Annotated in this window: 18 protein-coding genes; 3 read left to right on the top strand and 15 right to left on the bottom strand. The window is 46.4% G+C overall.

Going from position 1 to position 12,775, the window contains the following annotated elements:
* Positions 1-110: 110 nt before the first annotated feature.
* Complete coding sequence (locus TOL_RS17085) at positions 111-974, top strand: patatin-like phospholipase family protein (protein ID WP_015488622.1); 864 nt, start codon at positions 111-113, stop codon at positions 972-974.
* A gap of 14 nt (positions 975-988) precedes the next feature.
* On the opposite strand, the gene hemW is transcribed toward TOL_RS17085, so the two are convergent.
* The 10 genes from hemW to TOL_RS17035 form a co-directional block, all read right to left on the bottom strand.
* Positions 989-2,134: a radical SAM family heme chaperone HemW gene (hemW, locus tag TOL_RS17080; RefSeq protein ID WP_015488621.1), complete on the bottom strand. Its 1,146-nt coding sequence runs from the start codon at positions 2,132-2,134 to the stop codon at positions 989-991.
* 7 nt (positions 2,135-2,141) lie between these two features.
* A complete protein-coding gene (locus TOL_RS17075; protein ID WP_015488620.1) occupies positions 2,142-2,468 on the bottom strand; it encodes a hypothetical protein in 327 nt (108 codons plus the stop codon).
* A 78-nt stretch (positions 2,469-2,546) separates the two neighbouring features.
* Positions 2,547-3,146, bottom strand: a complete 600-nt coding sequence (gene rdgB, locus TOL_RS17070) for an RdgB/HAM1 family non-canonical purine NTP pyrophosphatase (RefSeq protein WP_015488619.1) — start codon at positions 3,144-3,146, stop codon at positions 2,547-2,549.
* A gap of 37 nt (positions 3,147-3,183) precedes the next feature.
* Positions 3,184-3,651 (bottom strand): DUF4426 domain-containing protein, encoded by a 468-nt coding sequence (locus TOL_RS17065; RefSeq protein ID WP_015488618.1) that lies wholly within the window; start codon positions 3,649-3,651, stop codon positions 3,184-3,186.
* Positions 3,652-3,655: 4 nt separating this feature from the next.
* Positions 3,656-4,258: a methionine biosynthesis protein MetW gene (metW, locus tag TOL_RS17060; RefSeq protein WP_015488617.1), complete on the bottom strand. Its 603-nt coding sequence runs from the start codon at positions 4,256-4,258 to the stop codon at positions 3,656-3,658.
* Entirely contained in the window at positions 4,251-5,417 is a 1,167-nt protein-coding gene (gene metX / locus TOL_RS17055) for a homoserine O-succinyltransferase MetX (RefSeq protein ID WP_015488616.1), read from the bottom strand. The genes metW and metX overlap by 8 nt, the downstream gene beginning before the upstream one ends.
* A 57-nt stretch (positions 5,418-5,474) precedes the next feature.
* Complete coding sequence (locus tag TOL_RS17050; RefSeq protein ID WP_015488615.1) at positions 5,475-5,786, bottom strand: DUF167 family protein; 312 nt, start codon at positions 5,784-5,786, stop codon at positions 5,475-5,477.
* Positions 5,787-5,789: 3 nt separating this feature from the next.
* Complete coding sequence (locus TOL_RS17045; protein WP_015488614.1) at positions 5,790-6,377, bottom strand: YggT family protein; 588 nt, start codon at positions 6,375-6,377, stop codon at positions 5,790-5,792.
* Positions 6,378-6,473: 96 nt separating this feature from the next.
* A complete protein-coding gene (gene proC / locus TOL_RS17040; RefSeq protein WP_015488613.1) occupies positions 6,474-7,292 on the bottom strand; it encodes a pyrroline-5-carboxylate reductase in 819 nt (272 codons plus the stop codon).
* A gap of 64 nt (positions 7,293-7,356) precedes the next feature.
* Entirely contained in the window at positions 7,357-8,043 is a 687-nt protein-coding gene (locus TOL_RS17035) for a YggS family pyridoxal phosphate-dependent enzyme (protein WP_015488612.1), read from the bottom strand.
* A gap of 159 nt (positions 8,044-8,202) precedes the next feature.
* Between TOL_RS17035 and TOL_RS17030 the strand changes: the two genes are divergently transcribed.
* The gene (locus TOL_RS17030) at positions 8,203-9,237 is read left to right on the top strand and encodes a type IV pilus twitching motility protein PilT (protein WP_015488611.1); all 1,035 of its coding nucleotides are present in this window, start codon (positions 8,203-8,205) and stop codon (positions 9,235-9,237) included.
* 18 nt (positions 9,238-9,255) lie between these two features.
* Positions 9,256-10,365 (top strand): PilT/PilU family type 4a pilus ATPase, encoded by a 1,110-nt coding sequence (locus TOL_RS17025; RefSeq protein ID WP_041588548.1) that lies wholly within the window; start codon positions 9,256-9,258, stop codon positions 10,363-10,365.
* A gap of 74 nt (positions 10,366-10,439) precedes the next feature.
* Here TOL_RS17025 and moaE read toward each other — a convergent pair whose 3' ends face one another.
* From moaE to mobA, 5 genes are read right to left on the bottom strand one after another with little or no spacing between them, the layout of a single operon-like run.
* Positions 10,440-10,895 (bottom strand): molybdopterin synthase catalytic subunit MoaE, encoded by a 456-nt coding sequence (gene moaE / locus TOL_RS17020; RefSeq protein ID WP_015488609.1) that lies wholly within the window; start codon positions 10,893-10,895, stop codon positions 10,440-10,442.
* A gap of 1 nt (position 10,896) precedes the next feature.
* Positions 10,897-11,145 carry a MoaD/ThiS family protein gene (locus TOL_RS17015; RefSeq protein ID WP_015488608.1) on the bottom strand — a complete coding sequence of 83 codons (249 nt, stop codon included), beginning with the start codon at positions 11,143-11,145 and terminating at the stop codon, positions 10,897-10,899.
* On the bottom strand, positions 11,142-11,630 hold the full coding sequence (moaC, locus tag TOL_RS17010; RefSeq protein WP_015488607.1) for a cyclic pyranopterin monophosphate synthase MoaC: 489 nt from the start codon (positions 11,628-11,630) through the stop codon (positions 11,142-11,144). Before moaC ends, TOL_RS17015 begins: the two co-directional genes overlap by 4 nt.
* Before the next feature lie 6 nt (positions 11,631-11,636).
* A complete protein-coding gene (gene moaB, locus TOL_RS17005; protein WP_015488606.1) occupies positions 11,637-12,179 on the bottom strand; it encodes a molybdenum cofactor biosynthesis protein B in 543 nt (180 codons plus the stop codon).
* Position 12,180: 1 nt separating this feature from the next.
* Positions 12,181-12,774, bottom strand: a complete 594-nt coding sequence (mobA, locus tag TOL_RS17000; protein ID WP_015488605.1) for a molybdenum cofactor guanylyltransferase — start codon at positions 12,772-12,774, stop codon at positions 12,181-12,183.
* Position 12,775 lies beyond the last annotated feature (1 nt).

Raw genomic sequence — 12,775 nt, 5'->3', positions numbered from 1 at the left:
GTATAAAAACTATCACCTCGATAAAATTTATCAAATATCGTAAACCGAATCTTAGGTTTACCCTGCAGAACTACTCTGTGTAATGTTCTACTTTCCCATGGAGGTCCGCTATGACGTCTCCTCGTTCCGCACTCGTCGTCGAAGGCGGCGCAATGCGCGGCATTTTTGCCAGCGGTGTGCTTGATACTTTAATGCTTGCTGGCTACCAAGACTTCGACTTTGCAATTGGCGTTTCAGCCGGCGCGACTAATTTAGCTGGGTATATCAGCCAACAGCCTGAGCGCAGTAAACGTGCGATTTTGGAATATGCACGTCAGCGTGAATTTTATAGTCCAGTACGTTTTTTTCGCGGCGGGCATCTCACTGATATCCATTGGTTGTGGAATTACGCTAACGAACAGTTACCACTAGCGTCTGAGCAGTTTAACGATGCTATTCCTATGTATGCCGCTATTACTCACGTAGAAACCGGTAGTGCGCATTACATGCGAGTAACCGCCGAAAATGTTCACGACTTAATGGTGGCCACGTGTGCAATCCCGTTTGCTTATCGAGATCAGCCGCTCGTTAATGGCGAATATTATGTTGATGGCGGTGTCGCGGATTCAATTCCAGTACGCCAAGCCTACAATATGGGAGCAAGAGATATTACCGTGGTATTGTCGCGCCAACGTGGGTATCGCAAAAAGCCGGCGTCGTCGCAGTGGATGATGGAACGACTAATTGGTCACAACTCTAGCAATTCGCAACTATTAAATGCCATGTTATTCCGTGGCGATGATTACAACGCTAGCTTAGATTTTATTGAGAACCCGCCGGATGATTGTATCGTGCGGGTTGTAGCACCGCCGCCCGAGTTCAATGTCAGCCGGTTAACGATGAAACTTGATAGATTAACCGCCGGATATGAAATGGGAAAAAACGGTGGATTGAATTATTTGCGGGAGGTTTCGCAGTTGAACCAAGTAGCGTAACGGTCAGTAGATCGTTATTCTTCCTCGGTTAAAAATAAGGATAACAAATTATTGAGGTACTGTTGGCCTTTATCGCTGGCGTAAATTCGATTGTCTATATGCAATAAACCCAGCTTTTGAGCACGTTTGATTGGCTCCGCAACGGCAGACAGCAATAACCCGGTGCGCTCTTCAAAATCTTTAATCGAAATACCTTCTTTTAACCGTAGTGCGTTCATTAAACACTCTAAGCCAATATCTTGATCAATAATGGGCTCAACCGCAGTGGCGCGTAAGGTATCTGGGTTTAAGTAATCTTTCGGTAAGCGTGTTTTTTGCGTACGGAAAATTTCACCGCTGTTGGCTAGGGTAATTTTTCCATGAGCACCCGCACCTATTCCTAAGTAGTCGCCAAATTGCCAGTAATTCACGTTATGGCGCGCTTGTTTGCCCGGTTTACTAAAGGCAGATATTTCATAGTGCTCGTAACCATTTTGCTGCAACAAAGTTAAACCAGCTTCTTGAATATCCCAAAGGGTGTCGTCTTCCGGCAGTGTTGGTGGGCGCTTATAAAATTCGGTATTGGGTTCAATGGTCAGTTGATACCAAGACAAGTGGTTGGGATTAAAGCTCAAGGCTTGATTAAGATCTGCGAGCGCTTGATCAATCGTTTGATTGGGTAAGCCATGCATTAAATCTAAATTGAAATTATCGAAACCTGCCAGCTTGGCCAACTCGATTGCGCGTAAAGCTTGGTCGCGATCATGCACTCGCCCTAAGGCTTGTAGATGCTCAGGGTGGAAACTTTGAATACCAATGGATAAGCGATTAATGCCGAGCTTGCGATAAGCGGAAAACTTTTCAGCCTCAAACGTCCCTGGGTTTGCTTCTAGGGTGATTTCAATGTCGGCAGCAAAGGTTAAACGCTGCTGCAGACCAACGAACAAGCGTTCGTAGGCTGTTGCTGATAATAAGCTGGGCGTGCCACCGCCAAAAAATATGCTCTGAATGTCACGCCCTTGTACCCAAATAAGATCGCGATCTAAATCGGAAAGGAGGGCGTCAATGTATTCAGCTTCAGGTAGGTTAGCGTCTGCTTTGTGTGAGTTAAAATCACAATAAGGGCATTTGCGTATACACCAAGGAACATGAATGTAGAGGCTTAGAGGTGGCAGTGTCATCAGACTTTCAGGCCGTTACCGACTGCTCGATGGCTTCTAGTAACGCTGCTATTTTCGCGTCCTGTTCGCTTTTTTCGTGAGCTAGGCGCACGTTGTCTTTTTTCGCTGATTCTAGTTGTTGCTGCAATGCCGTCAGTGCAGTATCGCGATGTTCTAAACGCTCTGCTGCTTCAAAAAGCTGGGTATCTGCATCGGCTAGCTTCATGCGCAGTTGAGCGAGTTCTTCGCAGCCTTCTTCTAGTTCTTTTGTTAAGTTGTCACGTTCGCTGCGCAGTGTTTCTAATGCATAAATAGCGTCTAAAACTTTGCTTTCGAGTTGTTCTAAAATATCCAAGGAAATGTGCCTATTGTGTCGCTGTTATAAAGGGGAGTGCAGCCGACTATTGGGCTGCGATATAAATAACTGGCATTGTTATGGACGCCAGCGTTGCAATACTTCTTTAATCGCTTGGCCGCGATGGGATAGCTGATTTTTTTGCTCTTTGCTTAGGCTCGCGGCGGTACAGCCTTCACTCGGCACATAGAACACGGGGTCATAACCAAAGCCTTCAGACCCGGCCGCTTGGTTAACAATTCGGCCTTCCCAGCAGCCTTGAAATACTTGTGGTGTCGGGTCTTCGGCATGGCGCATGTAGACGAGCACGCACTGAAAACGGGCCGTGCGTTGTGCTTCTGGAATACCCACTAATGCCGTTAACAATTTTTCATTATTCGCGCTGTCGCCTTGGCCAGAATAGCGCGCACTGTATATACCCGGTGCGCCCTGTAAGGCATCAACTTCTAAACCCGAATCATCTGCTAAGGCTGGTAAACCAGTAATTGCGCAGGCGTGGCGGGCTTTCAGAATAGCGTTCTCAACAAAGCTCAAGCCGGTTTCTTCGGCGTCATCGACACCTAAGGTTGTCTGCGGAATCAATTCAACATTGGCATCGGCGAAGTGCTGCGCAAACATCGCTGAAAACTCACGCAGCTTTCCTGCATTGCCGCTCGCCAATACGATTTTGGTGGTCATATTCTCTATTTGCTCAATCTATCGAATTTCTATAATACTATTCTTGATAAAACTGCTGACTGAAAGTGACATCGAAAGTGCGGGGTTGGCCTTCCGGAGTCGCTTTTAGATCAATGGTGTACATATCTTTATCATCGAAGCGAAACGTTGAGATGTAATACACGGCATTAGTCTCTTTAATTTCACGAAATTCCAGTTCACGCACCTGACCAATTAAATTACGGATGGTCCCGGTTAATTTTGCCGAAACAGGCACTGCTAATTCGCCACCTTCGTCTTTAAGAATAGAAATGCTTAAATAACCTAACGAACGAGAGCGCGGGATATTATAGGCCGCAGCTGCATCTTCGGGTAAAAAGCTCGAATTTAAACCAATATAGTGAACTTCGTATTCACCAAAAACTTTTTTCTGTTCACCAGTATCAGCCGCTTGTGCATGGGCGCTCAATAAAACGAGAGCAACGGCAACGATTTGAGCAAATTGACGTACGAATAATAATTTCATCAGCCTATCTCCTTGTGATGTGGTAAACCGCAATTTCGCCCAGCATGGCTGGCCATACTTGCATGCGCCAGTGTTCTTTATGCTGATCGTCGACTACGGTTTTATTTAAAATCCGAATGCCTTTGCCGCGACATAACACTTCAAAATCGCGGAAGGTGCACATATGAATGTTCGGCGTATCGTACCAGTTATACGGCAAGGTCTCCGACATGGGCATGCGGCCTTTAAGCATAAGATAAAAACGCGTGCGCCAGTAGCCAAAGTTAGGAAAGGTGACGATGGCTTCTTTACCAATTCGCAACATCTCGTCTAACAGTAGATCAGGACGCTGCACGGCTTGCAGTGCTTGGGTCATGATGACGGTATCAATGCTGTTGTCGCGAAAATTACTAAGGCCATTATCGAGATTTTGTTCAATAACATTAACGCCGTTGCGAATGCAGGCGGTAATTTTATCGTCATCAATTTCTAAGCCATAGCCGCGGACATTTTTACTGTCTTGTAGGTAGCGCAATAAGGTACCTTCACCGCAGCCTAAATCGAGCACTTGGCTATTTGGTTTCACCCATTGCTGAATAATGGCGAGGTCTTCACGTAATTTATTCATGCGCTACCTCCGGCAAATTGCAGCTGGTTGCAACGCGTTCCATGTAGGCATGGAATAAATTGAGATAGCGTGGAATGGGCAGCAAGAAAGCATCGTGGCCATTGGTGGATTCAATACAGGCATAGCTGACGTTTTTATCAGCATGGGTTAATGCATTAACAATTTCTAACGAGCGCTCAGGCGCAAAGCGCCAATCGGTAGTAAACGAGACTACGAGAAAATCGCATTTAGACTGACTTAGACACTTTACTAGATCATTGTCGTAATCGCGTGCAGGATCAAAATAATCCAGCGCTTTGGTCATCAGCATATAAGTGTTGGCGTCAAAACGAGTACTGAATTTTTCACCTTGATAATGCAAATAACTTTCGACTTCGAACTCAGGTGCGAAGCTGAAGTTCAATTTCCCTTCGCGTAGTTCGCGGCCAAATTTTTCGCGCATAGCATCGTCCGATAGGTAGGTCAGGTGACCTAACATACGCGCCTGCATTAAGCCGGACTTAGGGATGGTACCGTGCTTGTGATACCAGCCATCATGGAAGTCTGGATCTTTGGCAATGGCTTGACGTGCGACTTCGTTGAAAGCGATATTCTGTGCAGAGAGTTTAGGTGCTGAGGCAATAACCACTGCATGTTTTACGCGCTCGGGGTATTGGATCGACCAGCGCAATACTTGCATACCACCAAGCGAACCACCAACCACCGCTGCCCATTGCTTAATGCCTAACACATCGGCTAAACGTGCTTGGCTTTGTACCCAGTCACGCACAGCGACGATTGGAAAATCTGGGCCGTAAACTTCCCCAGTTTCTGGGTTGATGCTGGTTGGTCCAGTGGAACCTGCGCAACCACCTAGATTATTCAACGCAACAACATAGAAGCGACGCGTATCAATGGGTTTGCCAGGACCAATACACGAATCCCACCACCCCGGCTTCTTGTCATCCATGCTGTGATAACCAGCCGCATGATGATCACCACTTAACGCATGGCAAATCAAAATGGCGTTAGAGCAATCGGCGTTCAGTTCACCGTAGGTTTCGTAGACAAGATCATATTGCGGCAACACACGGCCACTGCGTAATGTCAGAGGCTCATCGAAATGCTGTGTTCTCGGGCTGACCAGACCGACGGAATCATGAGGAATAACATCCGGCATCGAGGGTGGATATCCGTAACTAGGGGGTTCAAATTTTAGCAGCGCAGTGTAGCAGGATTAAAGAGGGTTCTCATTCATTAACAAAACAGCCGCCAACGCTTCCGGTATCTTCTTCGGCTGCGATACTCGCACCCGCTTATGCCGATTCAGTTCACCGCTAATCACTTCAATATCGCGCTTACTGACACCAAACTGCTTGGCTAAGAACGCAATCAGGGCGGCGTTGGCTTTGCCTTCAATGGGGGCTGCTTTGATGCGGATTTTGATTGCTTCGCCGTGTTCGCCAGCAAACTCATCTTTGCTGGCTTTCGGTTGGAGATGGCAGGTGAGGACCAGATCTTCCGCCTGCCATTGGTAGAATAGGCTCATGTTTTACAACATGAGGCCTGCAGGCATGCCAACTGCTTGAACTAGTGGGCCTAGTACGGCGATTTCAATTACTTGAATGCTGAGGAAAACAACAATCGGTGATAAATCTAATCCTCCCATGTCGGGCAGCATTTTACGGATAGGTCGGATGGCCGGTTCTAGTATTTGATTGATCAGTATTAGCGCTGGGTTGTAGGAGTTAGGCGCAATCCAAGAAGCAATAACCGTGATCAATAGTCCCCAAAAATAGATCTTTAGAATAAGCGAGAATAGCGCCACTGGAGCCCAAGGAATCATGGAGACCCACGGTATGTTAATAGAGCCCGTCGCGATAACAACGAGTATGGCTAGCAGAAGGTACTGAGTAATTAATGCCAGTACGATTGAGGCTACATCTAAGCCGCCAAAACCCGGAATAACTTTACGTAGTGGAATCAGTGCTGGATTGGTGAAGCGCACGATGAACTGTGATAACGGGTTATAAAAGTCTGCGCGTACCAGCTGTAATAAAAAACGTAACACAACAATCAGCAGAACCATGCTGCCTATTGTGTTGGCTAAAAGCATACCTACTTGAGACAAGGTGGACATGAAAACTCCATCAACTCTTAATTTATGCCATTAAACTGGCGATGTTCTTAACATATGGGCACTGGCGATATTTTACCAGTGCCTATCTTGCCTTATTCAGTCCCCAAGTTGTTCGCTGAGTTCCGCGGCACGGCTGCAGGCGGATTTCATCGCAGCACTTACGATGTCACGCAGGTGCGCGCCTTCGAAGGTGGCAATGGCTCGTTCCGTCGTGCCACCGGGTGATGTCACGCGACGGCGCAGTTCTGCAGGGTCAACATCGGCATTCATCGCCATCTGTCCGGCTCCCAAAGCCGTTTGCAATGTCAGCTTCGTCGCGGTTTCTTCGCTTAAACCCAGTTCTCGTCCTGCGGCGATCATCGCTTCCATGAGTAGGAAGTAATACGCCGGGCCGCTACCGGATAGGGCTGTCACTGCGTCGATCTCGGCCTCTGTTTTCACCCACACGGTAATACCTGTTGCTTGCAGTAGTGCATCGGCTTGGTTGCGTTGATCCAAGGTAACTTCACTACTGGCGAATAAGCCGGTCGCGCCAGTGCCAGTTAACGCCGGTGTATTTGGCATTGAACGCACAACGGATTTACAGCCACTCCATGCTTGTAGTGACGGCAGATTGATGCCAGCAGCAATAGATATGATCAGTGGCTGACGTGCCGACAAGGTCGCTTTTAGCGGCAGCAGAACGTCTTTCATCATTTGCGGTTTAACGGCCAATATCACAACGCCAGCATTGGCAATGGCCTCTTGATTATCCGCGTGTGTGTTAACAGCAAAAGTCGCAGTCAATTTTTCTCGTTGCTCGGCACCCGGATCGCTGACATGGATTAAGTCTGCACTGATGTTACCTTGACGAATTAAACCACCAATGATGCTGGTAGCCATGTTGCCGCCGCCAATGAATGCAATTTGAGTCATTTTTGTTCCTTGTATCTATTCGGCTGATAAGACAGGCCGTTATTTTCTAGAGTAGCGGGTGTTGTTAGTTACGTGCGCCAAAAATATCAGTGCCAATACGAACTTGGGTTGAGCCACAGGCGATGGCTAATTCTAGGTCTCCTGACATTCCCATCGACAAGGTGTCAGCTTCTGGAACGATTTGCTGAAGTTCCAGAAGAAGTTGTTGCATGCGTTCAAACTGATGGCGCAAGTGTTCTTCATTAGGAGTATCTTCAGGGATGCACATGAGACCACGCACCTTAAGCTTAGGCAACGATTGTAGCTGTTGCGCGAAGGTAGCAACGTCGTTTGTTGCGATACCGGCTTTTTGTGGTTCGTCGCTGATGTTGACCTGAATGAGAACATTCAGTGGCGGCAGACCCTCGGGCCGCTGCTCATTGAGCCGCACGGCTATTTTTTCGCGATCTAAGGTTTCTAACCACTGGAAGTGATTAGCAACAGGGCGTGTTTTATTCGATTGCAGTGGGCCAATGAAGTGCCACTCGATATCAGACAAGTGGCTGAGAGCGGTTATTTTGTCTAAGGCATCTTGGAGGTAGTTCTCGCCGAAGCTGCGTTGCCCCATGTGATAGCAGGCCTCAACCATTTCTGCAGGCTTGGTTTTGCTAACGGCTAACAGGCGAACATCACCGCGCTTTCGTCCGCTGGCGTCACATGCGCCGTGTATTCGATTAACAACCTGCTGGTATTGAGTTTCAATAGTAGACATTACAAAGGCTTTGTTTAGGATGTGTGGATTCAGTGAACCTGGTCAACGAATGCTAGTCTTGATCATGATACACCAGACATCAGCGAAACGGTCAGCGTAGGCTAGAGTCATCAAAGTTAGCGTTGCACCAGATAAGCATCTTTTTACATAGGAGTGGCTATGGATATTACCGAACTATTGGCATTCAGCGCGAAGCAAGGCGCATCCGATTTACATCTTTCAGCTGATTTACCGCCGATGATTCGTGTAGACGGCGATGTGCGTCGAATTAATTTGCCGCCGTTGGGTCACAAAGAAGTACACGCGCTGGTTTACGATATTATGAACGATAAGCAGCGTAAGGATTTTGAAGAGTTCTTAGAAACTGACTTTTCGTTTGAAGTGTCAGGCGTTGCCCGTTTCCGTGTGAATGCCTTTAATCACAATCGCGGTGCCGGTGCAGTGTTTCGTACGATTCCATCCAAGGTTTTGACGATGGATCAGCTCGGTATGGGGCAAGTCTTTAAAGACATGGCCAATATTTCGCGCGGCATTGTGCTGGTGACTGGGCCTACCGGTTCAGGTAAGTCGACGACGTTAGCGGCTATGGTGGATTACATCAATGAAACCAAATACAACCATATTCTAACGGTTGAAGACCCGATTGAATTCGTACACGAATCCAAAAAAAGCCTGATCAACCAGCGTGAAGTGCATCGCGATACTCTAGGTTTTAATGAAGCGTTACGCTCGGCGTTACGTGAAGACCCGGATGTGATTCTCGTGGGTGAGATGCGCGACTTAGAAACTATTCGTTTGGCCTTAACCGCGGCAGAAACCGGTCACGTGGTATTTGGTACTTTGCATACCAGCTCGGCCGCGAAAACCATTGACCGTATTGTCGACGTGTTTCCGGCAGAAGAAAAATCAATGGTGCGCTCAATGTTATCCGAGTCGCTACAAGGCGTTGTGTCTCAGGGTTTGTTAAAGAAAAACGGCGGTGGTCGAATTGCGGCTCATGAAATCATGATTGGTACACCAGCGATTCGAAATTTGATTCGTGAAGACAAAGTGGCGCAAATGTACTCGTCGATACAGACTGGCGCGAGTTACGGTATGCAGACTATGGATCAGTGCTTGCAAAACATGGTCGGTAAAGGATTAATATCTCGTGAGACCGCACGAGAAAAAGCCAAAATGCCAGAAAATTTCTAGGAGTAGATCAGCGTGTCAATGGAAAAATTTTTACGGCTTATGGTCGAAAAGAGTGCCTCAGACCTGTTTATTACCGCAGGTGTGCCTCCTTCGATGAAAGTGCACGGTAAACTGGTGCCTTTAAATAAGACGGTATTGAGTGCTGAACAAACCCGCGAAATTGTTGTTGGTATGATGAACGAACGTCAACAACATGAGTTCGAAGAAAAGAAAGAATTGAATTTCGCCGTTAACGCCTCAGGTATTGGGCGTTTTCGTGCGAGTGCGTTTTTTCAGCGCAACACAGCAGGCATGGTGTTACGTCGAATCGAAACCCGTATTCCTAGCGTTGATCAATTAGGCTTACCCGACATTATTAAAGACTTATCAATGTCGAAGCGTGGTTTGATTCTATTTGTGGGGGCAACGGGGGCCGGTAAATCAACTTCGCTAGCCGCGATGATTGGTCATCGTAACCGTAATAGCAAAGGCCACATCTTAAGTATCGAAGATCCGATTGAATTTATTCATCAGCATGACAATTGTATCGTTACCCAGCGCGAAGTGGGTTTGGATACGGAAACCTTTGCGGTTGCCTTAAAAAATTGTCTGCGTCAGGCGCCCGACGTCATTATGATTGGTGAGGTGCGTTCAGCAGAAACAATGGAACATGCGATTACCTTCGCAGAAACCGGTCACTTGTGTTTGGCGACCTTACACGGTAATAACGCTAACCAAGCACTGGATCGTGTTATTCACTTCTTTCCACAAGAACGTCATTCGCAAATTTGGATGGATTTATCGCTTAACTTGCGTGCCATTGTTGCTCAGCAATTAATTCCTACCCCTGATGGTCGTGGCCGTCGTGCCGTGGTGGAAGTGTTGCTGAACACCCCTTTGGTGTCTGACTTGATTCGAAAAGGCGATGTACACGAATTGAAGGCTCTGATGGCGCGTTCAAACGAACTCGGTATGCAGACTTACGATCAAGCTCTTTATTCCTTGTACGAGCAAAGCGAAATCACTTACGAAGATGCAATTGCTCACGCGGATTCACCAAACGATTTACGTTTAATGATCAAGCTTGGCAATGAAACCAATGCGGATCGTTTTGATGGTTCTTCGAACAACTTACGTTTGCAAGATTAGACATGAGCTAATGTGAGCTATAAATAAAAAACGCCGATTTTATCGGCGTTTTTTATTTGGATTGCTTGTTGCGTTTATTTATTCCAGCGAGTTTTCGCTTCTTGATCTTTTGTTTGCGATTCAATCCAGTGATGGCCATCGGTGCGGGTTTCTTTCTTCCAAAATGGCGCCTCAGTTTTCAAAAAATCCATAATAAATCGGCAGGCATCGAATGCAGCTTCACGGTGAGCGCTACTAACACCAACAAATACGATTTGATCGTTAATATCGAGTTGGCCGATTCGATGTATTAATCGCACTTGCAAAATAGGCCAACGCAGACGTGCTTGTTTAACGATGTCTTCTAGCGAGCGTTCGGTCATGCCAGGATAGTGTTCGAGAAATAAACCGGTGACATCGCTACCTTCATTACGGTCACGTACGAGTCCACTAAAAAATACAATCGCACCCGCTTCAGTGTTTTGTCCACATAGCGCCTGATATTCATCAGCGATATTGAAGTCGTTAGTTTGTACCGTGATGGAATCCATTTTAGCCGCCAGTCATAGGAGGAAAAAGAGCAACTTCATCTGAACTGGTAATCACTGATTGATCATCATGGCATAACACCTGATTAATAGCGGTTAATACTCGACCGGCCTGTATTTCATCGGCCAGTAACGAGTAATTCTCAGAAATTATAGATTTTAGCGTTGCCAGATTCGACGGTTCAGGTAGCTCAATATCAATAAATGTTTGGCCAATCTCGTCACGCAGACGTGCAAACAACATTACCTTCATTGTGAAGCTCCGCTCACATGCCAGTGCCCAGATTTACCACCAACCTTTTCTAATACGCGGATGCCATCAATTTGCATGGCTGGATCTACTGCTTTGCACATATCAAATAATGTTAATGCAGCAATCGAAACAGCGGTTAATGCTTCCATCTCGACGCCAGTTTGGCCCGTTAATTTACACATACTAACGATGCGTACACGGTTTTTATCTTGTTGGATTTCAAAATCAACTGCGACTTTCGACAACATTAACGGATGGCACAATGGAATTAAATTGGCACATTGTTTCGCTGCTTGAATGCCTGCAATGCGTGCCACACCAAACACGTCACCTTTATGATGATTACCACTAACAATTTTTTCTAATGTAGTGGGCTGCATGCTAATAAAGCCTTCGGCCTGCGCCATGCGCACGGTTGGTGTTTTTTCGCTGACGTCGACCATACAGGCTTCGCCACGACTATCAATATGAGAGAACTCAGTCATAAGTGATTATCCGCGGGTTAAACAATTCTTACGCACATTTTTTAATCGAAGTGCGAAATTGCAAGGATTATGTCGGCTATCAATTTGACTCCTAATAATTTTTTCCCAACCCATTCGGCATGCACTAGTCGATCCGGGAATGCAGAAAATTAAAGTGTCATTTGCTAGTCCTGCAACTGCTCGACTCTGAATGGTAGAAGTACCAATGTCGTCATAAGATAATTGGCGGAATAATTCACCAAATCCGTCAACGGTTTTATCAAATAATGGAATTACGGCTTCTGGCGTGGAATCTCGCTCGGTGAAACCCGTTCCCCCCGTAATAATAATAACTTGAGTTCGATCATCTGCAATCCAGTGGCTCAATTGTGCGCGCATCTTATATACGTCATCGATCACAATTTTTTTATCACTAATGTGATGTCCGCTAGCGGTAATGGCTTCCACTAAATATTGACCACTGGTATCTGTTTCTTCAGTACGGCTGTCAGATACTGTTAAAACAGAAATCTTTAATGGTATAAATTCGTCGTTATAGGTTTTAGCCATATTAAATTCCTTTAAAACTGTGTGATGAATAGTGGCGGAATACGCGCTGCCATTCTTCGGGTGTATTGGCGTTTGCTAAGAAGTTACTATCGACGGGCAGCGCTAGTGCGTTAGCATTTTTTAATAGACCAAACACTGACCGTCGAGCATCAGGGTTTTCAAGTTGCTGCGCGATATACGAAGTGGTCGTATTATTAATAGGTAAATAACACGGTAAATAATGTTTGCAGAAATAGCTGGCACACTGCAGGTTTTGTCCGCGTTCTAATAATTCTGCTAGAAGCTCGTCGGTTAAAAAGGGCAGATCTACAGGAATAATCAGTAATGCATTAGCTTCAGGTCGAGCATTGATAACCGCGGCTATACCACTTAGCGGACCGAGATTAAATGTTTGGTCGGCGATGCAGCTAATATCTTGCGCGATCTTGTCGGGGCGAGTTGCACGGCTAATAACAACATCAGCCAACCCTAGACCGTTTAATAGTTCGATACTGTGTTCTAACAAGGTCTTGCCGTTTGGTAGGCGCAATAGTGCTTTATCTTGCCCCATGCGGCTTGATTTACCGCCTGCCAGTACAACACCAATGACACTCATG

Source organism: Thalassolituus oleivorans MIL-1 (assembly GCF_000355675.1).
GTDB classification, from domain to species: domain Bacteria; phylum Pseudomonadota; class Gammaproteobacteria; order Pseudomonadales; family Oceanobacteraceae; genus Thalassolituus; species Thalassolituus oleivorans.
This window is presented reverse-complemented; position numbering and strand designations above follow the sequence as displayed.

Coding starts and splice junctions, on each gene's coding strand:
- TOL_RS17085 (WP_015488622.1), top strand. CDS start 111: ATGACGTCTCCTCGTTCCGCACTCGTCGTCGAAGGCGGCGCAATGCGC.
- hemW (WP_015488621.1), bottom strand. CDS start 2,134: ATGACACTGCCACCTCTAAGCCTCTACATTCATGTTCCTTGGTGTATA.
- rdgB (WP_015488619.1), bottom strand. CDS start 3,146: ATGACCACCAAAATCGTATTGGCGAGCGGCAATGCAGGAAAGCTGCGT.
- TOL_RS17065 (WP_015488618.1), bottom strand. CDS start 3,651: ATGAAATTATTATTCGTACGTCAATTTGCTCAAATCGTTGCCGTTGCT.
- metW (WP_015488617.1), bottom strand. CDS start 4,258: ATGAATAAATTACGTGAAGACCTCGCCATTATTCAGCAATGGGTGAAA.
- metX (WP_015488616.1), bottom strand. CDS start 5,417: ATGCCGGATGTTATTCCTCATGATTCCGTCGGTCTGGTCAGCCCGAGA.
- TOL_RS17050 (WP_015488615.1), bottom strand. CDS start 5,786: ATGAGCCTATTCTACCAATGGCAGGCGGAAGATCTGGTCCTCACCTGC.
- TOL_RS17045 (WP_015488614.1), bottom strand. CDS start 6,377: ATGTCCACCTTGTCTCAAGTAGGTATGCTTTTAGCCAACACAATAGGC.
- proC (WP_015488613.1), bottom strand. CDS start 7,292: ATGACTCAAATTGCATTCATTGGCGGCGGCAACATGGCTACCAGCATC.
- TOL_RS17035 (WP_015488612.1), bottom strand. CDS start 8,043: ATGTCTACTATTGAAACTCAATACCAGCAGGTTGTTAATCGAATACAC.
- TOL_RS17030 (WP_015488611.1), top strand. CDS start 8,203: ATGGATATTACCGAACTATTGGCATTCAGCGCGAAGCAAGGCGCATCC.
- TOL_RS17025 (WP_041588548.1), top strand. CDS start 9,256: ATGGAAAAATTTTTACGGCTTATGGTCGAAAAGAGTGCCTCAGACCTG.
- moaE (WP_015488609.1), bottom strand. CDS start 10,895: ATGGATTCCATCACGGTACAAACTAACGACTTCAATATCGCTGATGAA.
- TOL_RS17015 (WP_015488608.1), bottom strand. CDS start 11,145: ATGAAGGTAATGTTGTTTGCACGTCTGCGTGACGAGATTGGCCAAACA.
- moaC (WP_015488607.1), bottom strand. CDS start 11,630: ATGACTGAGTTCTCTCATATTGATAGTCGTGGCGAAGCCTGTATGGTC.
- moaB (WP_015488606.1), bottom strand. CDS start 12,179: ATGGCTAAAACCTATAACGACGAATTTATACCATTAAAGATTTCTGTT.
- mobA (WP_015488605.1), bottom strand. CDS start 12,774: ATGAGTGTCATTGGTGTTGTACTGGCAGGCGGTAAATCAAGCCGCATG.